Source organism: Klebsiella sp. Ech2A (assembly GCF_030078455.1).
Lineage (GTDB): Bacteria > Pseudomonadota > Gammaproteobacteria > Enterobacterales > Enterobacteriaceae > Klebsiella > Klebsiella terrigena.
In genome coordinates this window covers 14,600-38,473 of sequence record NZ_JAQGFU010000011.1, presented here as the reverse complement: position 1 = coordinate 38,473, position 23,874 = coordinate 14,600, and the positions used below count along the sequence as shown (strand labels likewise).

21 protein-coding genes and 2 pseudogenes are annotated in these 23,874 nt (G+C 57.6%); 12 read left to right on the top strand and 11 right to left on the bottom strand.

What is annotated here, in order from left to right:
• Positions 1 to 4 precede the first annotated feature (4 nt).
• The 3 genes from rsmF (at position 5) to PFH44_RS04615 (ending at position 2,082) form a co-directional block, all read left to right on the top strand.
• Complete coding sequence (gene rsmF / locus PFH44_RS04625) at positions 5 to 1,438, top strand: 16S rRNA (cytosine(1407)-C(5))-methyltransferase RsmF (RefSeq protein ID WP_283824432.1); 1,434 nt, start codon at positions 5 to 7, stop codon at positions 1,436 to 1,438.
• 115 nt (positions 1,439 to 1,553) lie between these two features.
• A complete protein-coding gene (locus PFH44_RS04620) occupies positions 1,554 to 1,793 on the top strand; it encodes a YebV family protein (protein ID WP_045859185.1) in 240 nt (79 codons plus the stop codon).
• Positions 1,794 to 1,890: 97 nt separating this feature from the next.
• The gene (locus tag PFH44_RS04615; protein ID WP_045859187.1) at positions 1,891 to 2,082 is read left to right on the top strand and encodes a YdfD/YebW family protein; all 192 of its coding nucleotides are present in this window, start codon (positions 1,891 to 1,893) and stop codon (positions 2,080 to 2,082) included.
• Here the strand turns inward: PFH44_RS04615 and pphA are convergent.
• Positions 2,079 to 2,732 carry a protein-serine/threonine phosphatase gene (gene pphA, locus PFH44_RS04610; protein ID WP_283824431.1) on the bottom strand — a complete coding sequence of 218 codons (654 nt, stop codon included), beginning with the start codon at positions 2,730 to 2,732 and terminating at the stop codon, positions 2,079 to 2,081. The two genes, PFH44_RS04615 and pphA, sit on opposite strands and share 4 nt — an antisense overlap.
• Before the next feature lie 163 nt (positions 2,733 to 2,895).
• On the opposite strand from pphA, the gene PFH44_RS04605 reads away from it, so the two are divergent.
• Both PFH44_RS04605 and PFH44_RS04600 read left to right on the top strand, forming a co-directional pair.
• A complete protein-coding gene (locus PFH44_RS04605; protein WP_283824430.1) occupies positions 2,896 to 3,855 on the top strand; it encodes a VirK/YbjX family protein in 960 nt (319 codons plus the stop codon).
• A 105-nt stretch (positions 3,856 to 3,960) separates the two neighbouring features.
• Entirely contained in the window at positions 3,961 to 4,104 is a 144-nt protein-coding gene (locus PFH44_RS04600; protein WP_152644031.1) for an Ecr family regulatory small membrane protein, read from the top strand.
• A gap of 642 nt (positions 4,105 to 4,746) precedes the next feature.
• On the opposite strand, the gene PFH44_RS04595 is transcribed toward PFH44_RS04600, so the two are convergent.
• From PFH44_RS04595 to yobA, 3 genes are read right to left on the bottom strand one after another with little or no spacing between them, the layout of a single operon-like run.
• On the bottom strand, positions 4,747 to 5,085 hold the full coding sequence (locus tag PFH44_RS04595; RefSeq protein WP_283824429.1) for a YebY family protein: 339 nt from the start codon (positions 5,083 to 5,085) through the stop codon (positions 4,747 to 4,749).
• Between the two features lie 16 nt (positions 5,086 to 5,101).
• Positions 5,102 to 5,971, bottom strand: coding sequence for a copper homeostasis membrane protein CopD (copD, locus tag PFH44_RS04590; RefSeq protein WP_283824428.1), 870 nt, complete (start codon positions 5,969 to 5,971; stop codon positions 5,102 to 5,104).
• Positions 5,972 to 5,974: 3 nt separating this feature from the next.
• Positions 5,975 to 6,349 carry a CopC domain-containing protein YobA gene (gene yobA / locus PFH44_RS04585; RefSeq protein ID WP_133598509.1) on the bottom strand — a complete coding sequence of 125 codons (375 nt, stop codon included), beginning with the start codon at positions 6,347 to 6,349 and terminating at the stop codon, positions 5,975 to 5,977.
• 126 nt (positions 6,350 to 6,475) lie between these two features.
• Between yobA and PFH44_RS04580 the strand changes: the two genes are divergently transcribed.
• The gene (locus tag PFH44_RS04580) at positions 6,476 to 6,706 is read left to right on the top strand and encodes a DNA polymerase III subunit theta (RefSeq protein WP_041146219.1); all 231 of its coding nucleotides are present in this window, start codon (positions 6,476 to 6,478) and stop codon (positions 6,704 to 6,706) included.
• A 78-nt stretch (positions 6,707 to 6,784) separates the two neighbouring features.
• Entirely contained in the window at positions 6,785 to 7,444 is a 660-nt protein-coding gene (gene exoX / locus PFH44_RS04575; protein ID WP_041146220.1) for an exodeoxyribonuclease X, read from the top strand.
• 9 nt (positions 7,445 to 7,453) lie between these two features.
• On the opposite strand, the gene ptrB is transcribed toward exoX, so the two are convergent.
• The 3 genes and pseudogenes from ptrB to PFH44_RS28045 all read right to left on the bottom strand — a co-directional run.
• Complete coding sequence (gene ptrB / locus PFH44_RS04570) at positions 7,454 to 9,514, bottom strand: oligopeptidase B (protein ID WP_283824427.1); 2,061 nt, start codon at positions 9,512 to 9,514, stop codon at positions 7,454 to 7,456.
• Positions 9,515 to 9,781: 267 nt separating this feature from the next.
• Complete coding sequence (locus tag PFH44_RS04565; protein WP_045859203.1) at positions 9,782 to 10,447, bottom strand: tellurite resistance TerB family protein; 666 nt, start codon at positions 10,445 to 10,447, stop codon at positions 9,782 to 9,784.
• Between the two features lie 233 nt (positions 10,448 to 10,680).
• Positions 10,681 to 10,927: pseudogene (locus PFH44_RS28045) on the bottom strand (YebG family protein); the annotation flags it as partial.
• 136 nt (positions 10,928 to 11,063) lie between these two features.
• On the opposite strand from PFH44_RS28045, the gene purT reads away from it, so the two are divergent.
• Positions 11,064 to 12,242 (top strand): formate-dependent phosphoribosylglycinamide formyltransferase, encoded by a 1,179-nt coding sequence (purT, locus tag PFH44_RS04555; RefSeq protein WP_283824425.1) that lies wholly within the window; start codon positions 11,064 to 11,066, stop codon positions 12,240 to 12,242.
• A 51-nt stretch (positions 12,243 to 12,293) separates the two neighbouring features.
• On the opposite strand, the gene PFH44_RS04550 is transcribed toward purT, so the two are convergent.
• The 3 genes from PFH44_RS04550 to zwf form a co-directional block, all read right to left on the bottom strand.
• Positions 12,294 to 12,935: a bifunctional 4-hydroxy-2-oxoglutarate aldolase/2-dehydro-3-deoxy-phosphogluconate aldolase gene (locus PFH44_RS04550; protein ID WP_041146225.1), complete on the bottom strand. Its 642-nt coding sequence runs from the start codon at positions 12,933 to 12,935 to the stop codon at positions 12,294 to 12,296.
• A gap of 39 nt (positions 12,936 to 12,974) precedes the next feature.
• Entirely contained in the window at positions 12,975 to 14,786 is a 1,812-nt protein-coding gene (gene edd / locus PFH44_RS04545; protein WP_283824424.1) for a phosphogluconate dehydratase, read from the bottom strand.
• Positions 14,787 to 15,006: 220 nt separating this feature from the next.
• A complete protein-coding gene (gene zwf, locus PFH44_RS04540; protein ID WP_041146227.1) occupies positions 15,007 to 16,482 on the bottom strand; it encodes a glucose-6-phosphate dehydrogenase in 1,476 nt (491 codons plus the stop codon).
• Between the two features lie 320 nt (positions 16,483 to 16,802).
• On the opposite strand from zwf, the pseudogene PFH44_RS04535 reads away from it, so the two are divergent.
• A pseudogene (locus PFH44_RS04535) lies at positions 16,803 to 17,707 on the top strand (MurR/RpiR family transcriptional regulator).
• A gap of 125 nt (positions 17,708 to 17,832) precedes the next feature.
• On the top strand, positions 17,833 to 19,275 hold the full coding sequence (pyk, locus tag PFH44_RS04530) for a pyruvate kinase (RefSeq protein WP_283824423.1): 1,443 nt from the start codon (positions 17,833 to 17,835) through the stop codon (positions 19,273 to 19,275).
• A 100-nt stretch (positions 19,276 to 19,375) separates the two neighbouring features.
• Here pyk and PFH44_RS04525 read toward each other — a convergent pair whose 3' ends face one another.
• Complete coding sequence (locus tag PFH44_RS04525) at positions 19,376 to 20,710, bottom strand: 2-hydroxycarboxylate transporter family protein (protein ID WP_283824422.1); 1,335 nt, start codon at positions 20,708 to 20,710, stop codon at positions 19,376 to 19,378.
• 421 nt (positions 20,711 to 21,131) lie between these two features.
• Between PFH44_RS04525 and PFH44_RS04520 the strand changes: the two genes are divergently transcribed.
• Positions 21,132 to 22,079, top strand: a complete 948-nt coding sequence (locus PFH44_RS04520; RefSeq protein ID WP_283824421.1) for an AEC family transporter — start codon at positions 21,132 to 21,134, stop codon at positions 22,077 to 22,079.
• Between the two features lie 85 nt (positions 22,080 to 22,164).
• Complete coding sequence (locus tag PFH44_RS04515; protein ID WP_045859217.1) at positions 22,165 to 23,850, top strand: NAD-dependent malic enzyme; 1,686 nt, start codon at positions 22,165 to 22,167, stop codon at positions 23,848 to 23,850.
• Positions 23,851 to 23,874 lie beyond the last annotated feature (24 nt).

Genomic DNA, 23,874 nt, shown 5'->3' with positions numbered 1-23,874 from the left:
TCCAGTGGCTCAAAATGCTGTCTTTTTTCCTGACGAATTCCTCGCTCAAATGCGTGCGGCAATGCCGACACATCTCTCTTTCGATGATTTTATTGCCGCCTGCCAACGTCCGCTACGCCGCAGCATCCGCGTTAACACGCTGAAAACCAGCGTGGCCGACTTTCTGCAGCTGGTCGCCCCCTACGGCTGGCAGCTTACGCCGGTGCCGTGGTGCGCAGAGGGATTTTGGATCGAGCGCGAGGACGAGGAGTCCCTGCCGTTAGGAAGCACCGCAGAGCATCTCAGCGGACTCTTCTATATTCAGGAAGCCAGCTCAATGCTGCCGGTGGCCGCCCTGTTTGCCGATGGCGATATGCCGCAGCGGGTGATGGACGTCGCCGCCGCGCCGGGGTCAAAAACCACGCAAATCGCCGCCAGGATGGGGAATAAAGGCGGGATCCTCGCCAACGAATATTCCGCCAGCCGGGTCAAGGTCCTGCATGCCAATATCAGCCGCTGCGGAATAAGCAACGTTGCGCTAACGCATTTCGATGGCCGGGTATTTGGCGCCGCGCTGCCGGAGAGCTTCGATGCGATCCTGCTCGACGCCCCCTGCTCCGGAGAAGGCGTGGTGCGCAAGGATCCCGAGGCCTTGAAAAACTGGTCCCCGGAAAGCAATCAGCAGATCGCGGCAACCCAGCGCGAGCTTATCGATAGCGCCTTTCACGCCCTGCAGCCGGGCGGTACGCTGGTGTACTCAACCTGCACCCTGAACCGCGAAGAAAATGAGGACGTGGTGCAGTGGCTGCTGGCCCGCTATCCGCAGGCGGTGGAGACGCTGCCTCTCGGCTCGCTCTTCCCCCAGGCCAACGAGGCCCTGACGGCGGAGGGCTTTCTTCACGTCTTCCCGCAGATTTATGACTGCGAGGGCTTCTTCGTTGCCCGTCTGCGTAAAACCGCCGCCGTTGAACCGCTGCCGGCGCCTGGCTACAAGGTGGGTAAGTTTCCGTTTATCCCGATGAAGCGCCGGGAAAGCGCCGCCGTGTCGGACGCCGCGGCGGCCGTGGGTCTGCGCTGGGATGAGAGCCACACCCTCTGGCAGCGCGACAAGGAAATTTGGCTGTTCCCGCAGGCCATGGAAGCGTTTATTGGCCGGATCCGCTTTTCGCGAATTGGCATCCGGCTGGCGGAAACGCACAACAAGGGCTTCCGCTGGCAGCACGAGGCGGTCATTGCCCTTGCCGCATCCGCGACGCCTTTTGCGCTGACGGAGAGTGAGGCCGAAGAGTGGTATCGCGGCCGCGATATTTACCCGCAAACCCCGCCGCAGCAGGACGAAGCGATCGTCACTTACCAGGGCGCAACCCTCGGCCTGGCGAAAAAAGTGGGCTCACGCCTGAAGAACAGCTATCCCCGCGAGCTGGTGCGTGACGGGAAGCTATTTGCCGGCAAGGTGTGATTGAGCGCAAAAAAACAGCACTTTTTTACTGGCTATTCGCGCCCCATTGTCTACGCTGAAAAATGGCGGCCTTAACTGGTCGTACCACAATTCAGCAGACAAACGGGGTGAATTTATGAGTAAAACAAACATACGCATCGGCGCGTTTGAAATAGACGACGCCGAACTGCACGCTGAGCAGCAGGGGGAGCGAACGTTAAGCATTCCCTGCAAATCCGATCCGGATTTGTGTATGCAGCTCGATGGTTGGGATGCCGACACCAGCGTTCCGGCTATTCTCGATGGCCGACATTCCGTTCTCTACCGTAAGCACTACGATCAACAATCTGACGCCTGGGTCATGCGCGTAGCATGACTCAAAGAGAACCCGTCGCCTGAGACGGGTTATTTACCCCCCTTCTCGTTAAACTCCCCTATACTTATTAGCATGTTAACCTGAACATGTGGCCAGGATGTTTGCCTTAGTTTTGTTCATTTGTTATCTGGACGGCGGCTGCGAAGACATTGTCGTGGATATTTACGACGACGAACGGCGCTGTATGGTCGCCATGGACGATCAGCGGATCCGCCATGGCGGCTGCTTTCCGGTAGAAGATTTTATCGACGGTTTCTGGCGCCCCGCCAGCGAATACAGCGATTTCTAGCCTGCCTGCTGCAGCTGCACGAGGGTCAGCTCGCCGCCAAAGACGGCTCCGGTATCAATATAGTGCTGGTTATCGCTGTCGTAGCGCTGCCTGAGCGGCGTATGGCCAAACCAGAAATGATCGGCGCCACCAATCGCCCCGTGTCGTCCCGCCAGATGGTCCGTCAGGCGCTGACGGTTCCACAGGACCTGGATTGCATCCACCGGCTGCTGCCAGCGATAGCACGCCGCCGGATAATCCGCGTGGGCAATAACGTGGGTCTGCGAGCCGGCGCGGAGCTCAATAATCCACGGCAGCCGACGGCAGCGGGCAAAGAGCGACGCCATCTGCCGCCGCGCCTCAGACGAACTCTCCTGATACCAGCGCCCGCCGTTGAGCATCCACAGCGCCATCTTCCCGCTCTCCTGCGCCTCCAGCGCCATCTGCTCGTGGTTGCCCCGCACCGCGCGAAACCAGCGACGGTCAAGGAGGCCCAGCGTTGCCGCGCTTTGCGGCCCGCGATCGATCAGATCGCCCACGGAGATAAGCAGATCCTGGTACGGGTCAAACCTGAGCAGCCGCAGCTTCGCCGCCAGCAGCGCAAGGCAGCCGTGCAGGTCTCCGACCAGCCAAATATTACGCCAGGCTGAACCATCAAGATGCTGATACATATTGATCCTCCTGCCACAATTATAGCGAACTATTTCTCCTGTTCTCCTCCCTGAAACACACTTCAATAAAATTTAAACGAAACGGAAATATAGTCCGCCAGGGCATTAATCTCGTGCCTGACTCTCATTAAAATAGAGGTTAAATAACGCCGAGGTATTCATCGTGACGGACAATAGCCTGCATTCAGCCTACGTACTACAGCCACACGCAAATCTAATTACCGATCTGGTGATGGGCAGACTTATTCCCGCGCCAATCTGGCAAAAGCGTAATTACCGGCTTAAGTTCCTGCTGCGAACCGCATTATTTTATACGCCAACCCGGACCATGCTGGATAATCTCGCGGCGCGGCCCAACTTCAGCCAGCTGCTCGCCGCTCAGGTGACGCTGCCGGGAAAAGTTCATCGTCAGTACCTGAGGCGCGGGCTCAGCGCCGGCCAGCGCGCCGCGGCGATCGTCAGCCACTACCAATATATCGATACCTTACCCGCCGGCCGGCTGGGTGCCGCCATGACCGCGGTGCAGGAGATGCCGCTGTTGGAGCTGCAGGGCAAAGATGACGCCCGGTTTACGCTGTCGGCCTCCTCTGCCGGGAAAGCCGAGCGCGAAGGCGAAACCACGCTTTGGCTGCGCGACGGGAACCAGACGCTGCTGGCCAGCGCGACGTTTAGCGTGGTGCGCGACCAGGAGCAGTGGCAGCTGACCATCGGCGGGCTGCAGGGGCCGCGACGCAACGTCCCGCACGAGGTGATAAAACAGGCTACCCGCGCCTGCTACGGCCTGTTTCCTAAGCGCCTGCTGCTGGAGTTTATCTGGGCGCTGGCGGCGCAAAGCAATATCCAGGCAATTTATGGCGTGAGCGATAATGGCCACGTTTTCAGAGCATTACGATATCGCTTAAGTAAAGGACGCCACTTCCACGCCAGCTATGACGAGTTCTGGAAGTCTATTGAGGGCGAGGCCGACGGCGCGTGGCGCTGGCGCTTACCGCTGCGCCTTGAGCGCAAGTCTCTGGAGGAGATTGCCAGCAAAAAGCGCGCCGAGTATCGCCGCCGCTTCCAGCTGCTCGACGAGCTGAACGCCGAGGTTATCGCCCTCACCGCCGGCTCCCGGCAGGCGTAGCTTGCTAATAAATAAACGCCGTTTTCGCAACGGCGTTTGCATCTTATCCTGCGGTTTCGTTACTATCATCACTTCTTCGTTTCCGTTCAGGTAGCCATTGAAGTTATGAGTAAAGCAGAAGCAGTGCTGTTGGCTATCGTCCTGATTATTTTGACGGCTTCCCTGTGGTTTATTTTCAGCGGCGAAATCTGGACCCTCGTCAGTTATCTGGAGACGCGGCTATATCCCACTTTAGTCGCGCCGGAATAATTTCCTTTTGTTTATTTACACACGCCATCTACGCGTTTTTTTCTCACGCCCTCATTTTTTTCGCGGCATAAAAGTAAGTAAAAATAAGCCTCTGGTCGCGTTGAAAGAGCCTTACTCCATTTATCTTACAAAAATTTATGCCCAGTCACCTCCGCTATTGAGCGATGAATGTCGCCAGAACATGGGGAGATGGGAGCTTTTTCACAAAACGCGCGATCGCCATCTCCTCTTAACGCAAGAGGTGGAAAGCCTATCCAGCGCGCTGTTTTTCTGTAAAGGAAATGTGAATGCGTTTTTTGTTGTGGTATAAGGGGAAAAGGTCGCGTCGGGAAATGAGGGATCGTCTCGGGCCTTTTTAGATAAGGTTTTGAAAGATATAGATAAAAAGAGACCGAACACGATTCCTGTATTCGGTCCAGGGAAATGGCTCTTGGGAGAGAGCCGTGCGCTAAAAGTTGGCATTAATGCAGGCTAAGTCGCCTTGCCTTATAAGAATAGTTTACCGCGTCAGGTTTTCCAGTCCGCAACAAAAGTGGGCCAATAATTCCCGGTAAAATCGCGGAAACGCATAAAAAAACCGCCGTTCCTGTCGCAGGAATACGGCGGTTTTTTCATTTTAATACAGCCAGATAGTTCCAAAAATCAGCAGAGTTTTTGCGCTCGCTCGATAAAGGGCGCCAGGCTCATTTTTTGCCCCGGATGCTGGGGGTCATCGATCTGGATCACAGAAATCGGCTGACCGCTGGTTTTACCGGCCTTAACCTGCTCGATAGCAATATCATTTAACGGATACTGCACCAGCGTGCTGGGGTTGATGGCGAACAGCGCATTTCCCGGGCGACAGGTCAGCATCACCTCTTCACGGTTAAATGCCCAGCTATCCTTACCGACTTCAAAGCGGCTAACGGTAATAACCTGCGGGACCGCAAGCGCGGCGCCGGAGCTTGCCAGTAACATCAGTGTCAGAACAATTTTTTTCATGATTTAACCAGTTAATTCAATAAGGTTCCCAGGTAGCAAACAGGCTGACGGCCAGCAGCGCCAGCGCCCCCAGCGCCATCTCCACCTGCGTGGTACGCAAAATGAGCCGCTCTGCCCGCGCGTCGTTTAGCGACATTCGAGGTACCAGAACATACCGGTTCACCAGCGCGATTGCCACCATCCCCGCGACCAAAGCACATTTGATCAACAGCATTCTGCCCCACGGCGAAGCGCTGAAAAATGCGCCCTGGATCAGCAGCGTATTCACCATGCCGCTGGCAATGGTGCCGGCTACCGCCAGATGCCCGTAGCGCGAAAAGCGCATCATGGCGCTAATTGCCGCCTGCCGCCAGCGCCCCTGTAGCAGACGCAGGCAGTAGATAAACGGCAGCAGCCCGCCAAACCAGCCGGCGACGCAGAACAGATGCACGGCATGATTGGCGCGCTGCAGCGCCCCCAGCCCGCCTTCGCTCATCGCCGCATGGCCCACGCCCGCCAGCAAAAGCAGCTGCGCGCAAAGCAGCCCCAGCAGCAGTCGCGCCGAATGGTGCGGCTTAAGCCAGACGACGATAAGCGTCACCCAGGCCCGCAGAATTTGCCACCCCCAGACGCTGCCAAATCGCGTGCCGGCGACGGCCTGCCAGATAGCGGGCTGCCAGACATCGGGCCAGCCCTCGCCCATCAGGCCGCCCTGCCCCATTAGCATCAGCAGCGCTGAAAGCGCGCTAATCAACAGCAGATGGCGCAGCAGCGGATAAAATCGCTGCATCAGCAGGCGACGCAGCGTCGATGGCGCCCACCACGCGCCGTACAGCACGCAGCCGAAGGCCACCATCAGCGAGCCGAAGTGGACAAACCGTAGGGTGATATAGAGTGACGCGAGCATCGTTTATTTAACGGTAAAGTGGTACTGCCCTTTGGTCTTATGACCGTCGACGGAGACCACGTGCCAGTCAACGGTATAGTCACCCGGCGTTAAGGGCTGCGCCAGCGGGACCACCAGCTGCGCCTTATTATCATTGCTAAGCGCCAGCTTGCCGGTCGCCACCGCGTTTTGCTGAGGGCCGCTAAGCGTCACGCCGCTGAAGCGGGTTTCGATGCCCTCGGAAAAGCTCAGCGTGAGCGCCTGTGGCGAGGCGTTCACCGTCGAGTCCGCGGCGGGAGTTTGCTGCTGCAGGTGCGCGTGGGCCAAAGCCCCGGCGCTGGCCAGCAAACCGGCGAGAAGAGCGGCAGCGCGCAGCGCGCCTGCGGTGAGAATACGCATAATCGTCATTCCGTTTCGTTATGTATGTAGCACAGAGAATAACCCTGTATAATGGCGTAGTCGAGCCATGCGTATCAGTCTTAGGTCACGCTCGGCAAGCTTTCGGCATCACCCAGGAGAAACCCAATGGAAAATAATCTGGCAAAAATCTCGCAGGACGAGATGGACAAGGTCAACGTCGATCTAGCGGCGGCCGGCGTCGCCTTTAAAGAACGTTATAATATGCCGGTGGTCGCCGATTTGGTCGAAAGAGAGCAGCCTGCTCATCTCCGGGACTGGTTCCGCGAACGCCTGATCGCCCATCGACTGGCATCCGTTTCACTCTCGCGCCTGCCCTATGAACCCAAAACAAAATAATTCAGCCCTCCCGTGGAGCCCCGGGTTGGCAAGACCGGCACATTCTATTACGCTGACCCCTTTGACCAGGAGCGCGCTATGCTACGCGTAATCGATACGGAAACCTGCGGACTGCAGGGCGGCATCGTCGAGATCGCCTCTGTCGATATTGTCGATGGCCAGATAACCAATCCGATGAGCCATCTGGTCCGCCCCGATCGCCCTATCAGCCCGCAGGCGATGGCCATTCATCACATCACCGAAGAGATGGTCGCCGACCAGCCGTGGATTGAAGAGATTGTCCCGCACTATTTGGGCAGCCCGTGGTACGTCGCCCACAACGCCAGCTTTGACCGGCGGGTGTTGCCGGAAATGCACGGCGACTGGATTTGTACCATGAAGCTGGCGCGCCGCCTGTGGCCGGGGATTAAATACAGCAACATGGGGCTCTATAAGTCGCGCAAGCTGAACGTCGCCACGCCCGCCGGTCTGCATCACCACCGCGCGCTGTACGATTGCTATATCACCGCCGCGCTGCTGCTTGATATTATCAACGTCTCAGGCTGGTCGCCTGACGATATGGCGACCATTACCGGCCGTCCAGCGCTATTGACAACCTTTACCTTCGGCAAGTATCGCGGCAAGCCGGTGGCGGAAGTGGCGGAAAACGATCCGGGCTATCTTCGCTGGCTGTTCAACAATCTGGATCGGATGAGCCCCGAGCTGCGCTTAACCCTCAAGCACTATCTCGGGGACTAAGCGCCCGCCCTAGACGTCGGCCTGGCCTGGCAGCGTGCCCTGCGCCAGGCCTATCAGAAACGCGTACTCGAGAGCCACGCCCTCATAGCTTTTAAAACGCCCTGATTTCCCGCCGTGCCCCGAGTCCATATCGGTACACAGCAGCAGCAGATTATCGTTCGTCTTCAGCTCACGCAGCTTCGCGACCCATTTTGCCGGCTCCCAGTACTGTACCTGGGAGTCATGTAGTCCGGTGGTCACCAGCATATGCGGATAGGCCTGAGCCGTAACGTTATCGTAGGGGCTGTAGCCCTTCATATAGCGATAATAGGTCTCATCCTGCGGGTTGCCCCACTCTTCAAACTCCCCGGTCGTTAGCGGAATGGACTCGTCGAGCATGGTGGTGAGCACGTCAACAAAGGGTACCTGCGCCACCACGCCGTGAAACAGCTCCGGGCGCTGGTTGATGGCCACGCCCATTAGCATCCCGCCGGCGCTGCCGCCCATACCGTAGCACAGCTGCGGGTCGCCGTAGCCCTGCTTGAGCAGCGCATCGCAGACGTCGAGGTAATCGTTGAAGGTGTTGTTCTTGCAAAGGAACTTGCCGTCTTCATACCACTGCTGCCCCAGCTCGCCGCCGCCGCGCACGTGGGCGATGGCGAAAACGAAGCCGCGGTCGAGCAGGCTCAGGCGGCTGGCGCTGAAATCCGCATCCTCGCTGGCGCCGTAGGAACCGTAGGCGTAGACCAGCAGCGGGCTGGCGCCGCGACGGAAGTATTCATGTCGGTAGACCAGCGAGACCGGCACCTCAACGCCGTCGCGGGCCTGAATCCACAGATGTTCACTGCGGTAATGGCTGGCATCGAAACCTTTAACCTCCTGCTGCTTGAGCACCCGGCGTTCACCGGTATCCATATCCAGCTCAAACAGCGTATCAGGCGTGGTCATCGAGGAGTAGCCGTAGCGTAAGCGCGCTGTTTCCGGCTCCGGATTATAGGCAAGCCAGGTGACGTAGGCCGGGTCATCAAAGGCAATCCCTACCGCTTCCCGTGTCTTGCGGTTGATCTGCCGCAGGCTGGTAAGCCCGTGCTGCCGCTCCTCCACCACCAGCCAGTCGGTAAACAGCGTAAAGCCTTCCAGCATCACGTCATCGCGGGGCGGGATCAGAGCCTGCCACTGCGGCTCGTCGCGCTGATGCGTGCGGTAGAGGCCGAAGTTTTTGCCTTCACGGTTTGAGCGCAGGTAGAACGCGTGCTGATAGTGATCGAGGCTGTATTCATGATCTTTGCGCCGCGGCAGAAAGCACACCGGTTCGGCGTCGGGCATTTCAGCATTCAGCAGCCGCACTTCGCTGGTAGTCGCGCTGGCAAGGTAGATAACCACGAACTGCTGCGAGGTGGTCTTGTGCACGCTGACGTAAAAGGTTTCATCCTGCTCTTCGTACACCAGCACGTCCGCGTCCGTCGGGGTGCCGACGGTATGGCGCCAGACCTGATACGGCAGCAGCGTGGTGGGGTGTTTACGGACATACCACAGGGTGCACGAATCGTTGCTCCAGGCGAATTCCGGGGAGACGTTCTCCAGCACTTCGGGATACCAGCTGCCGTCTGCGAGGCTGCACAAACGCAGGCTGTACTGCCGCCGGGAGAGGTAATCTTCCGCCAGCGCCATCAGCGCGTTGTCCGGGGAGATCCCCAGCCCGCCGAGGGTGTAGAACTCGCTTTTCGCCGCGCGCTGGTTGCTATCGAGCAGCAGTTCCCACGGGTCCCACTCCTCTTTCAGCACCGACTGGCGCTGGTAAATGGCGTATTCGCAGCCCGGCTCATAGACCTGACGATAGCGATAGCCATTTTTACTGTAAGGCGCGGAGACTTCGCGCTGGGGGATGCGATCGATGATCTCCTTCAGCACCCGATCCTGCAGGCTGCGCTGGGTCTCCATCACCGCTTTGCCGTAGGCATTCTCCTCGCGCAGATACTCCAGAACCGCCGGCTGCGCGCGGTCGTCATCACGTAGCCAGAAGTAGTTATCAATACGCGTATCGCCATGTAAGGCCATAGCGTGGGGGATCCGTTTCGCTTTTGGTAGCATCTCTTTGTTCTTCTTCGGCTTAATTTATGCGCACAACGTTAATCGACGCGCGTCCGGACGGCAAGACAAGAAATCTTCCCGCCATCAATCGCTCTGTCCGGGGGTTTGAAAACGGCCACACCGCTGTGACGCCCGGCCGCGGGGCAACCGCGGGTGAGATAATGTCGGAGAGAGGGTCATCCCCGGCCTGCGCGACGTCAGGCTAAGAGATGACTGGTATATAAAGGGTGGCAAAAGTCGCCGGCGATGCAAGCGGAACGTGATGATTTAAGAGGAAAGAGCCTGCTTTTGTGCCTGAATATCCTGTTCGATCTCAGCGCGCACCTCCGCAGGGATCTTCAGCGCTTCGCCCAGGGCGTTGAGGTAGCTGCGCTCCATAAAGTGGTCAATATCAATCACCGCACAGCTCAGATAGTAGACCTCCAGCGCGTCCTGCTCGCTGCTGATGCCCTGCGCCAGCCGCTGCGGATCGAGGGGCTGGGTTAGCGCGCGATCGATAAGCACCCGTCCCTGCACGTCGATATTGGCCGCGCGCAGCTGCTCTTCGATGCTCGCCCGTTCATTTTCATCAATATGTCCGTCGCTTTTGGCCGCAAAAACCAGCGCCTGGATCAGCCGCTCGCTGCGGGCATCAGGCTCAGGTGACGCCGGAACCTGCCCGGCCGGCTCCGGCTGCGGCGAAGCGGCGCGCATCTTCTGCTGATACTTGTTCCACAGCACGCTTCCTGCCACCGCGCCGCCGCCAACCAGCAGCGCGCTGGTGCCGTATTTCGCCAGCAGCTTACGCGATGATTTACTGGCGACCAGCAGTCCCGCCAGGCCACCCAGCGCGCCGGGCAGCAGCAGATTTTTACCGCCAGAGCGATCGTCAGATGAAGAAGATTGACCCTGCTGACCCAGCAGAGACTGAAGTTGGTTAAGCCAGTTAGCCATGATTTCCTCGTTGCACAATAGGCGGTGTCATCAGCCTAAACGACGAGATGTCAGGAAATGTTATCCATGGCTAAAGATGCGCAAATTCCGGGTGGCTCAGGCCGCTTTTACCTTGCGCGGTTTGGCCGCCGTTTTTACCGCCGCGCCGTCAACCGCGCTGGCGCTGGCGCTGATGGCGTCATCGTTGGCGTCAGGCGAGGCCTGCTCTTCGTCATCCCCCTGCCCGGCGGCGTGATCTTCCGCTTCGGGGAGTTTTCCGGACTTCATAATGTGATGTAAGGTGTCTTTACGCTCCGCCAGCCACATCGCCATCTCGTCACGCTGGGCTTCATCAAGCGTTAGCGGGCAGTCTACCAGCCAGTCGTTAAGGACCTCGGCAAGATCGAGCATTTTGTCGTAAGCATCGGCCTCTTTTTTGCTGGTAAAAGACATTTTTTCCTCACCTTCGCGAATCACCACATATTTGATTTCAACCGCCATTGTGCAGCCCCTTTTATACTGTATTTATATACAGTATATCAAATTTAGGGCCAGGACTCAACTCACGCGCATAAAGACAGACGCAAACGTTTTCGTTTATACTGCGGCGCATGTTTTTTTACTGCGGAAGAGAGTCATGACTGTATTAGGCACAGCGCTGCGCCCTGCGGCGACGCGAGTTATGCTGTTAGGTTCCGGCGAGCTGGGTAAGGAAGTCGCCATCGAGTGTCAACGTCTGGGCATTGAGACCATTGCCGTCGATCGCTACCCTGACGCGCCGGCCATGCAGGTTGCGCACCGTTCGCATGTCGTTAACATGCTGCACGGCGATACCCTGCGCGCCTTAATTGAACAAGAAAAGCCCGACTTTATCGTGCCGGAAATTGAAGCCATCGCCACCGACACGCTGGTCGAACTGGAGCAGTGCGGGCAAAAAGTCGTTCCCACCGCGCGGGCCGCAAAGCTGACCATGAACCGCGAAGGCATTCGCCGCCTGGCCGCTGAAGAGCTGCAGCTTCCAACCTCGGCCTATCGTTTTGCCGACAGTGAAGCCGCCTTTCGCGACGCGGTGAGCGAAATTGGCCTGCCGTGTATCGTCAAGCCGGTGATGAGCTCTTCCGGCAAAGGACAAAGCTTTATCCGCCGTCATGAACAGCTGGCCGAAGCGTGGCAGTACGCCCAGCAGGGCGGCCGCGCCGGCGCCGGTCGCGTTATTGTCGAAGGCGTGGTGAACTTCGATTTTGAAATCACCCTGCTCACCGTCAGCGCGGTCGACGGCGTGCACTTCTGCGCCCCGGTCGGCCACCGTCAGGAAGACGGCGACTATCGCGAATCCTGGCAACCCCAGCAGATGAGCGAGCTGGCGCTGGCCCGCGCGCAGGAAATTGCCCGCAACGTGGTGCTGGCGCTCGGCGGTTACGGCCTGTTCGGCGTCGAGCTGTTCGTGTGCGGCGATGAGGTGATTTTTAGCGAAGTCTCGCCGCGTCCGCACGATACCGGAATGGTGACGCTCATTTCGCAGGATCTGTCGGAGTTCGCCCTCCACGTCCGCGCCTTCCTCGGCCTGCCGGTGGGGGCGATTCGCCAGTATGGCCCGGCGGCTTCGGCGGTGATTCTGCCGCAGCTCACCAGCCAAAACGTCACCTTCGGCAACCTTCAGGCCGCCGTCGGCGCGGGCCTGCAGGTGCGCCTGTTCGGTAAGCCGGAAATTGACGGTTCCCGTCGTCTGGGCGTTACGCTGGCGGTGGCGGAGAGCGTCGATGAGGCGGTGGCGCGGGCCAAAGCCGCGGCGTCAGCGGTGGTGGTTGAGGGATAAAAAAACCCGATAGCGTTGCCGCTTACCGGGTCAGAAACTGAGGCGCGGAAATTACTTCGCGCCTTCTACCGCTTCACGAGCCAGAGTGGTGATGCGGTCGTAATCGCCTGCTTCCAGCGCATCCGCCGGTACCAGCCATGAACCGCCGATACACAGGACGCTGTTCAGCGCCAGGTAGTCGCGGTAGTTAGCCGGAGAGATCCCGCCGGTCGGGCAGAAACGAATGTGGGCGAACGGACCGCCAATCGCCTGCAGCGCCTTCACGCCGCCGTTGGCTTCAGCCGGGAAGAATTTAAACTCTTTCAGGCCGTACTGCATGCCCAGCATCAGCTCGGATACGGTGCTGATGCCCGGGATCAGTGGAATCGTCCCCTCTTCAGTTGCCGCCTTGAGCAGAGAATCGGTCAGGCCCGGGCTGATCGCAAACTGCGCTCCCGCCTCGGTCACTTCTTTCAGCTGAGCCGCGTTAGTTACGGTACCGGCGCCGACAATCGCGTCCGGGACTTCTTTAGCGATAGCGCGGATGGCATCCAGCGCGCATTCGGTGCGCAGGGTCACTTCCAGTACGCGTACGCCACCTGCAACCAGCGCTTTTGCCATCGGCACGGCGTGTTCCAGCTTTTTCACCACGATCACCGGGACAACCGGGCCGGAGGTGAGGATTGCTTCTGCAGTTGTTTTCCAGTTTTTCATCAGAGTTTCTCTCTCGCCAGATCTACAAATTGTATGGTCTTAAAAAGTGATGCAGGTTGCGCCCTGTTCGGCTCCGGAGAGTTTCTCACGCAGCGCAGAGAACATTTCACGACCGGTCCCGACTCGCGAACCGCTCAGGTCAGGAATATGCGGCTGCCGCGCGGCCAGTTCGGCATCGTCCACCAGCAGCGTCAGCTCGCCGGTCTGGCCGTTGACGCGAATGATATCGCCATCGCGGACCTTCGCCAGCAGCCCGCCGTCGTAGGCTTCAGGCGTGACGTGGATGGCTGACGGAACTTTGCCTGATGCGCCAGAGAGTCGCCCATCGGTGACTAGCGCTATTTTGAAACGGCGGTCCAATAATACACCAAGTGGCGGCATAAGTTTATGTAATTCTGGCATGCCGTTCGCTTTTGGCCCCTGATGGCGAACTACCACCACGCAATCCTTGTCCAGCATCCCGGCTTCAAAAGCGGGCAGCACGTCGTGCTGGCTCTCAAAAATCACCGCCGGCGCTTCGATAACCTGGTTTTCCACCGGCACCGCCGAGGTTTTCATCACCGCACGGCCGAGGTTGCCGCTCAGGACTTTGGTGCCGCCGTGGCGAGAGAACGGCTTGTCGAAGGTCGCGATGACCTGGTCGTCGAGCGGCACGCTTGCCCCTTCACGCCAGTCCAGTTCGCCGTTGTTCAGCCATGGCTCCATGGTGTAATGCGACAGCCCAAAGCCGGCCACGGTGTTGACATCTTCGTGCAGCAGCCCGCCTTTCAACAGTTCGCGGATCAGCACCGGCACGCCGCCTGCTGCCTGGAAGTGGTTGATATCCGCCGGACCGTTCGGGTAGAGGCGCGCCAGCAGCGGCACCACGTCCGACAGTTCGGAGAAGTCATCCCAGTTGATGATGATGCCCGCGGCGCGCGCCATGGCCACCAGGTGCATCGTATGGTTGGTTGAGCCGCCGGTCGCCAGCAGCGCCACGATGCCGTTAACCACCACTTTCTCGTCGAACATTTTGCCCAGCGGCATCCACTCGTTGCCGTTGCCGGTCAGGCGGGTGACCTGACGCGCGGCGGCGACGGTCAGCGCTTCGCGCAGTTCGGCATCCGGATGCACGAACGAAGAGCCCGGGAGCTGCATGCCCATAAACTCCACCACCATCTGGTTGGTGTTAGCCGTGCCGTAGAACGTACAGGTGCCCGGCGCGTGGTAAGAGGCGGCTTCGGACTCCAGCAGCGCCATTCGATCGACCTTACCTTCAGCGTACAGCTGGCGAATACGCACCTTCTCTTTATTTGCCAGACCGCTGGCCATCGGGCCAGACGGAATGAATACCGACGGCAGATGGCCAAAGGAGAGCGCGGCCATCGCCAGGCCGGGGACGATTTTGTCGCAGACGCCAAGATACAGCGCGCCGTCGAACATATTGTGCGACAGGCCGATGGCCGCAGACATGGCGATCACTTCGCGGCTCAGCAGCGAGAGCTCCATTCCGTCCTGCCCCTGGGTGACCCCGTCGCACATCGCCGGCACGCCGCCGGCAACCTGGCCAACCGCGTTCACCGAATGCAGCGCCCTGCGGATGATATTGGGATAGGACTCGTAGGGCTGATGCGCGGACAGCATGTCGTTATAGGAGGTGATGATGGCAATATTGTTACGCAGCATGCTCTTCAGCGAGGCTTTATCATCCGACTGACAGGCAGCAAAACCGTGGGCCAGATTACCGCACGCCAGCTGGGCGCGATGGACGGTATCCGTTTTGGCCTGGTTAATCCGTGCGAGGTAGGCAGCACGGGTATCGCGCGACCGTTCGATAATGCGATTTGTTACCCGTAACATTGTCGAATTCATAAAGGCTCCTAAAAATTTATCTGTCCGGCTGCGGCATTTTTACGATATCAGAAGATGTAAAAGGCACCAACGCTGCAGCTCAGAGGCAAAATGTCTGCCCGCAGTGTAATAAAAAAAGCTCCGGGGGTGAATCCTCCCGGAGCTTAAAAGATTAAAAATTATGCGGCTTTCTGCGCCAGATCATGTTACCGGTAAAATAACTCCTCCGGATAACGAGCGCTTACTCGAATTCGTTCCATGAACGCCCGTCGCGGGTGATCATCGCCACCGAGGCAACCGGTCCCCAGGTCCCCGCCTGATAAGGCTTCGGCGCATCGCGGTCGGCGGCCCAGGCTTCGGTAATGGAGTCAACCCACTTCCACGCCTCTTCCACCTCATCTCGGCGCACGAACAGCGCCTGGATCCCACGCATGGTTTCCAGCAGCAGACGCTCGTAGGCGTCGGCGAGGTGCGTTTGGTTGAAGGTTTCCGAGTAGCTCAGGTCCAGCTTGGTGATCTGCAGATTATGCTTGTGGTCAAGGCCCGGCACTTTGTTGAGCACCTGGATATCGACGCCTTCATCCGGCTGCAGGCGAATGGTCAGCTTGTTCTGCGGCAGCTCCTGCCAGTTCTCTTTGAACAGGTTCAGCTCCGGCGTCTTGAAGTAAACCACGACCTCAGAGCATTTGGTCGGCAGACGTTTACCGGTGCGCAGGTAGAACGGCACGCCGGCCCAGCGCCAGTTGTCGATATCAACGCGGATCGCCACGAAGGTTTCGGTATTGCTGGATTTGTTTGCGCCCTCTTCCTCAAGGTAGCCCGGCACTTTTTTACCCTGCGCAAAGCCCGCGGTGTACTGGCCGCGTACCGTTTTCTCGCGCACGTTGGCGCGATCGATACGACGCAGCGACTTCAGAACCTTAACTTTCTCATCGCGGATGCTATCTGCGCTGAGGTCCGACGGCGGGGACATGGCTATCATGCACAGGATCTGCAGCAGGTGGTTCTGGATCATGTCGCGCATCTGCCCGGCCTGATCGAAGTAGCCCCAGCGTCCTTCAATACCCACCTCTTCCGCTACGGTGATCTCAACGTGATCGATGGTGCGGCAGTCCCAGTTGTTGACGAACAGGGAGTTGGCGAAGCGCAGCGCCAGCAGGTTGAGGACCGTTTCTTTACCAAGATAGTGGTCGATACGGTAAACCTGGCACTCTTCAAAGAATTCGCCGACCTGATCGTTGATCTCGCGGGAGGTGTCAAGAGAGGTCCCCAGCGGTTTTTCCATCACCACGCGCGCCGGCTTAGCGTTCAGCTTCGCTTCGCCAAGGCCTTTGCAGATGGCGCCAAAGGTGCTTGGCGGCATGGCAAAGTAGTTGATGGTGACGCGATTTTTCTGGTCGAGCATTTTGCCCAGACGGGTAAAAGCTTTGGTGTCGTTAACATCAAGATTGCAGAACTCCAGGCGCCCGCTCAGGGTATCCCACAGCGCTTCATCAATCTTTTCCTTCATGAAGGTTTCCAGCGCTTCACGAACTACCTTGGTGTAAGCATCTTTATCCCAGTCAGCGCGTCCCACCCCGATGATGCGGGTATCCGGGTTGATCTGGCCAGCCTTCTCAAGCTGATACAGGGAAGGCAACAATTTACGCCGCGCCAGGTCACCCTTCGCGCCGAAAATGACCAGATCGCATGCCTGGGCCGTTTGCGTTACCGCCATGTCATTCTCCTCAGTTGATAGTCTGGTGCTTATGCCAGGCTATAATTTGTAATTTTCTTACACTGCACTGTACTGTGTTTACGATTTTCCCGAAAGCCTCGGCCCCCCTTTCCAGGCGCTAAACCGCACGAGGAGAAAACTTCAGGCGACAATTTGGGCAGACGGCTAATATTGTTCGTTGTTTCGACCGGTTATCAGTTAATAAAATACGACTCTGATCATGTAATGAAAAAAAACAACATTTTTTTAGGTCATTCCTCCCCGCTGACGATTGCGGAGGGGTATATTCTTGCTAAAACGCCTGATGATTTCACCCATTAATGAAATCGCTTCCATTGATGAGCGCCTTGTTACCATGAATATGCTGGAAAAAATTCAGTCCCGGCTGGAACACCTTAGCAAATCCGAACGCAAAGTGGCCGAGGTCATTCTTGCGGAGCCCGCGCAGGCCATCCACTCAAGCATTGCCGCGCTCGCCCTGGAAGCCGGCGTCAGCGAACCTACCGTCAACCGCTTTTGCCGCAGCCTTGAAACCCGCGGCTTCCCTGATTTTAAACTGCATCTGGCGCAAAGTCTGGCGCACGGCACCCTCTATGTTAACCGCAATGTTGATGAAGACGACAGCGTAGAGTCTTACACCGGAAAAATTTTCGAGTCCGCGATGGCCAGTTTAGATCAGGTCCACCATTCTCTCGATATGTCCGCGGTTAATCGTGCCGTCGATCTTTTAACCCAGGCGAAAAAAATCGCCTTCTTCGGCCTCGGCTCCTCGGCCGCTGTGGCCCATGACGCGATGAATAAATTTTTTCGCTTCAACGTGCCGGTAATCTACTCCGATGACATTGTCCTGCAACGCATGAGCTGTATGAACTGCAATGATGATGACGTGGTGGTGATAATCTCCCACACCGGCAGAACGAAAAGCCAGGTTGAGCTGGCGCAGCTGGCCCGTGAAAACGATGCCATGGTTATCGCGATCACCTCGGCGGGAACGCCGCTGGCGCGTGAAGCAACGCTCTCCATTACGCTTGATGTTCCCGAAGATACCGATATTTATATGCCGATGGTCTCGCGCCTCGCCCAGCTGACCCTCATCGACGTGCTGGCTACCGGCTTTACCCTGCGCCGTGGCGCAAAATTCAGAGATAACTTGAAGAGGGTCAAGGAAGCGTTGAAAGAATCGCGTTTTGATAAAGAACTGCCCGTACACAGCAACAACCCATAAAACCAGATAATAAGTAGTGACCCATTACACCTTCGGTTACGTTTCAGCATAGCAACTTTACCGGCTGGCACGACCGATTCCATGTTCACGCAACACCAAAGTTGTTTTAGTCAACGGAGTATTACATGTCCAGAAGGCTTCGCAGAACCAAAATCGTTACCACCTTAGGCCCGGCAACCGACCGCGACAACAACCTGGAAAAGGTTATCGCTGCAGGCGCTAACGTCGTACGCATGAACTTCTCTCACGGTACCCCGGAAGATCATCAGATTCGCGCGGATAAAGTCCGCGTGATCGCGGCCAGACTGGGCCGCCACGTGGCAATCCTCGGCGATCTGCAGGGGCCGAAAATTCGCGTATCGACCTTCAAAGAAGGCAAAATTTTCCTCAATGTCGGCGATAAATTCCTGCTGGACGCCGAGCTTGATAAAGGCGAAGGCGACAAAGAAAAAGTCGGTATTGATTATAAAGGACTGCCGGCGGACGTGGTGCCTGGCGACATCCTGCTGCTTGATGATGGCCGCGTTCAGCTGAAAGTGCTGGAAGTTCAGGGCCTGAAGGTGTTCACCGAAGTCACCGTCGGCGGACCGCTGTCCAACAACAAGGGCATCAACAAGCTGGGCGGCGGCCTCTCCGCCGAAGCGCTAACCGAAAAAGACAAAGCCGATATCATCACCGCGGCAAAAATTGGCGTTGACTATCTGGCCGTCTCCTTCCCGCGCTGCGGGGAAGATCTGAACTACGCTCGCCGCCTGGCGCGTGAAGCGGGCTGCGACGCGAAGATCGTGGCTAAAGTGGAACGCGCGGAAGCCGTTTGCGATCAGGACGCGATGGACGACGTTATTCTCGCCTCCGACGTTGTCATGGTCGCCCGTGGCGATCTGGGCGTCGAGATCGGCGATCCGGAGCTGGTGGGTATTCAGAAGGCCCTGATCCGCCGCGCCCGTCAGCTGAACCGCTCGGTCATCACCGCCACCCAGATGATGGAGTCGATGATCACCAACCCGATGCCGACTCGTGCAGAAGTCATGGACGTAGCCAACGCCGTGCTGGACGGCACCGATGCGGTGATGCTTTCTGCTGAAACCGCAGCCGGCCAGTATCCGTCGGAAACCGTTGCCGCCATGGCCCGCGTCTGCCTCGGCGCGGAAAAAATCCCGAGCCTCAACGTCTCCAAACACCGTCTGGATATTCAGTTCGACAACGTGGAAGAAGCGATTGCCATGTCGGCGATGTATGCCGCGAACCACCTGAAAGGTGTAACCGCTATCATCACCATGACCGAATCCGGCCGCACCGCGCTGATGACCTCGCGCATCAGCTCCGGCCTGCCGATTTTTGCCCTTTCCCGCCATGAACGCACCCTTAACCTGACCGCGCTGTACCGCGGCGTGACGCCGGTTTATTTTGACAGCACCAACGATGGCGTTGCCGCCGCCCACGATGCGGTAAACCTGCTGCGTGATAAAGGCTATCTGGTCTCCGGCGACCTCGTTATCGTCACCCAGGGTGACGTGATGAGCACCATCGGTAGCACCAACACCACGCGTATCCTGACCGTCGAATAAGCCACCGCGCTACCGACCCCGCAACTCAATACCTGCCGGCGTAACGTCGGCAGGTATTTTTTTATCCCGGCCGTGCGCGGGCGCTCGCCGGGCAAAGGCATCACACCACCCAGTTCATCAGCAGCGTAGCGGCAATCACCGTCGACGCCCCGCCGATACGGGTCGCAATCTGTGCAAACGGCATCAGCGACATTCGGTTAGAGGCCGACAGGATCGCGACGTCTCCGGTCCCGCCGAGGCCGCTATGGCAGCTGGTAACGATCGCCGCTTCCACGGGGTACATATTGAGGCGCGATGCAATCAAGAACCCGCTCAGCGCCATGGCGATAACGATCGACCCGCACACCACCACGTAGCCGACGGAGAATACCGCCACCACGCTTTCCAGCGGCACGTACAGCATCCCAAGCCCGATCATCAGCGGCCATACCAGCGCCGCGGAGACAAATTTGTAGCAGCTGTAGGCACCGACCTCCATCGCCGCCGGGATCGCTTTGGTATATTTACAAATGACGGCGGCAAGGATCATCAGCACCGGGCCGGGAATATGCACCAGCTTCTCCAATAGCCCGCCGACGATGAAAAAGGCGCAAATCATCAGCAGCCCGCCGCCCATCAGCTGAAAGTCGGTTTGCTGCGGGCCCTGGGCCTGAGTGAAGACGCTGTTATCCTCACGGCTGCGGATCAGCATCCCGCTCCCGGACAGCTCCGGGCGACGAACGCCCAGTCTCGCCAGTACTCCGGCGCAAATAATCGCAAAGATGTTGCCGACGACCGCCGCCGGAGCCAGCTGCGCAACGTAGACGTCGGGGGTTTGCCCAAGGATCGCCGAATAGGCCAGCGAAAGCGGGAGAATGCCCTCGCCGATCCCTCCGCCGATGATCGGCACGATGATAAAGAAAAAGGTGTGGTACAGGCTGTAGCCAAACAGCGTCCCTACCAGCAGGCCGGTGAGGATAGCGGCAAACGTCCCGACAACCAGCGGGACAAACATTCTGACCATCCCCTGAATCAGGATCACCCGATTCATCCCCAGGATGCTGCCCACCACCAGACAGGCAATAACGAAATAAAGCAGATTGGCTTCTTTCATCAGCAGATGCACCGTCGCCAGGGTGTGCGGGGCAAACATTTCAAAGTAGACCAGCGCCGAAGGCACCATCAGGCACAGTATCGCCGGGCCACCGATATCCTTCAGTACCGGGACCATGCGGCCAATTTTGGCAAACGCAAAGCCCAGGGTCATAATCACCGCCAGGCCGCCGATCATATTTTTTGGCAATACGCTGGCGTAGGCGGCAACGGCCACAACGATCGCAATACCGACGAACAGCACCAGCGGAACGGATCCCACTTCCGCACTCCCCAGCATTCTGACCGCGGGTCGGGCAGGCAGTGAATTATCAACAGGATGATTTAGTGAATTATTTTCCATCTTGCACCTTATTTTTTATAAATAGCCAGGTAGGGGCGTAAATAACAATAATGTTATTCAACCAGAGTAAATTCGAGAATAAAATAGTACATCGAGCACATTGAACCTGAAAAAAAGTAGCACAGCCGTCGGGCATAAAAAAGCCATGCGCCATTTCTGATGATGCTTTTGTGATTGACCTTAAATCTCAACGTTAAGTAATTTAAGTCAGCCTTTTGTAATTAAAATTATCGCGGCGAGTATTTTTAGCCCTCCTCAATGAAAACATCAGGTTACCTTCCCGCCTATATTTGTAAGTAAAGTCCTCGGCGTAAAAGTATTTAAACAAAACAGACTGTGATTTCTATCACCCTGCGGCACGCGAGGGATTGTTAGATTTAAAAAAACAGTAGTCGCAGACCATACTTTATCAGGATACCCTATGCCCTCACTATTATTAGAATCACTGTTCCCGCTGGTATTTATCATGCTACTCGGATGGATCAGCGGCAAGCTCGGCTATACCCGCCGAGAAGATGCCACGGTTTTAGCGACCGTGGTTATTCGTTTCGCCCTGCCCTTTCATCTCTTTATTGGCGCCTTAAACACCAACCCGGATAAAATTAAAAATTTCACTTTTATGGCGGTGCTGGTTATTGGCCTGATGGGCTCTTATTTTCTGACCCTGCTGATTTCACGCTACGTGTTCCGCCACGATATCAAGACCAGCGCGATCCAGTCCCTGGTCTGCTCGTTTCCCGACATGGCCTATTTTGGCGCGCCGGTGCTGGCGGTGCTTATCGGGCCGGAAGGCTTCCTTGGCGTGCTGATCGGCAATCTCATCACCAGCGTGTTTATGATCCCGCTGACGATTATCCTTATTCGCCTCGGCGATAAAAACACCGCGGCAGAGGAGCCGCAGCTGAACCCCGCGATGCTGGTATGGCAAAATCTGATGAAGGCGGTCAGAAATCCAATTGTCTGGATCCCGATATTAGGCGTCCTGTTAAGCCTTGCCGGAATAAAGCTGCCGCATCTCCTGAGCGCCCCGATTGAAATGGTCGGTAAAATTGCCGGCGGCCTCTCCCTGTTTGCCCTCGGCCTGCTGTTTTACGGCGAACGCCCGGCGTTAAATCGTCAGGTATTTACTAATATCGGAATTAAAAACCTGATTCAACCGGGAATGATGGCGGCGGCCGGGCTGGCGCTGGGTCTGAGCCATAGCCTAATGCAGCAGGTTATTATTATCGGCGCCACCCCATCCGCAATTGCCGCCGGAATGTTTGCCCTGCGCAGCGATACCTATATTGAATCAGCATCCTCATCGATTTTAATCGGCACCGCTCTCGGCGTGGTGACGGAGGGCATAATGATCTATTTAATTTCCTAAATTATGCCCGGCGGTCTCCGCGCTATTAATTAGCTATAAGTTTTTGATCGGTATTCTTTGCATAATACATATTCAGGAGTAACCCATGTTAAACCAGGAAACTATTTACACTCCCTATAACGGCTCCGTCTTACTGGAAAACCCGTTACTTAATAAAGGGCTGGCATTTACCGACGGCGAACGCGACGCCTTTGGCCTGCACGGTTTTCTGCCGCAAAAGGTGGAAACGATTGAGGAGCAAACGGCAAGAGCCTGGGAACAGTTTTGTCAGTTTAAACGCGATATTTCACGCCACGTCTATCTGCGCAATATCCAGGATACTAACGAGACCTTGTTTTATAACGTTCTGCGCACGCATATGACCGATACCCTGCCTATCGTCTATACCCCGACGGTCGGCGAGGCCTGTGAACACTTTTCGGAAATTTATCGCCGCGCCAGGGGCCTGTTTATTTCCTGGCCGGACCGCCACCAAATTGATGAGATGCTGCAAAGCTTCTCGCGCAACGATATCCGGGTCATCGTGGTCACCGACGGCGAGCGCATTCTCGGCCTCGGCGACCAGGGCGTTGGCGGAATGGGCATCCCGATTGGCAAACTCTCGCTCTACACCGCCTGCGGCGGTATTCATCCGGCCTCTACCCTGCCGATCATGCTCGACGTTGGCACCAACAACGCGCAGCTGATCGACAATCCGCTCTATATGGGCTGGCGCCACCCGCGCATCGACGACGACAGCTACCTCGAGTTTATGGATATGTTTATTGAAGCGGTGAAGCGCCGCTGGCCTGACGTGCTGCTGCAGTTCGAAGATTTTGCCCAAAAGAACGCCACCCGCCTCCTGCAGCGCTATCGCGATCGGCTGTGCTGCTTCAACGATGATATTCAGGGTACTGCCGCCGTGACGACGGGTACCCTCATCGCTGCCGCCCAGGCGGCCGGCAGCCGCTTATGCGATCAGCGCGTGGTCTTCTTAGGCAGCGGCTCCGCGGGCTGCGGTATCGCGGAAAAGATCGTGGCGATGATGGTCGATGAGGGGCTGTCCGAGCACGAGGCCCGCGGCCGGGTGTTTATGGTCGATCGCTGCGGCCTGCTGACGGACGCGATCCCCGAGCTGCTCGATTTCCAGCAAAAGCTGGTCACCTCCCGACACAGCATTGCCCACTGGGACGTCGGCGCCGGCCCCGTCTCGCTGCTCGACGTTGTGCGCCATGCGCATCCGACCGTACTGATCGGCGTTTCAGGACAGCCCGGTCTGTTCAGCGAAGAGATTGTCAAAGAGATGCACCGGCACTGCGCCCGCCCGATTATCATGCCGCTCTCGAACCCAACCTCTCGCGCCGAGGCCCAGCCGGCGGATCTGATCGCCTGGACGGAAGGAGCCGCGCTGGTCGCCACCGGCAGCCCCTTTGCCCCGGTGGTTTACGCGGGTAAAACCTACGATATTGCCCAATGTAATAACGCCTATATCTTCCCCGGACTCGGGCTCGGCGTGCTGGCCGGCAAGGTCGAGCGGATAACGGAAAAGATGCTCACCGCCGCAAGCCGCACCCTGGCCGCTCACTCCCCGCTGGCAGCGGCGGAAAGCGGCGGGCTGCTGCCGCCGGTGGCGGAGATCGAAACGATATCGCGCGCCATTGCCCTGGCTATCGCGAAGGCCGCCCAGCAGGAGGGCGTGGCGCCGCAGCTCAGCGAAGAGCAGCTGCTTGCCCGCATCGAACAAACCTACTGGCAGGCGCGCTACACCGCCTATAAACGCTCATCGTTCTAAAAAGACGGGTCCGGCCGGTAATGT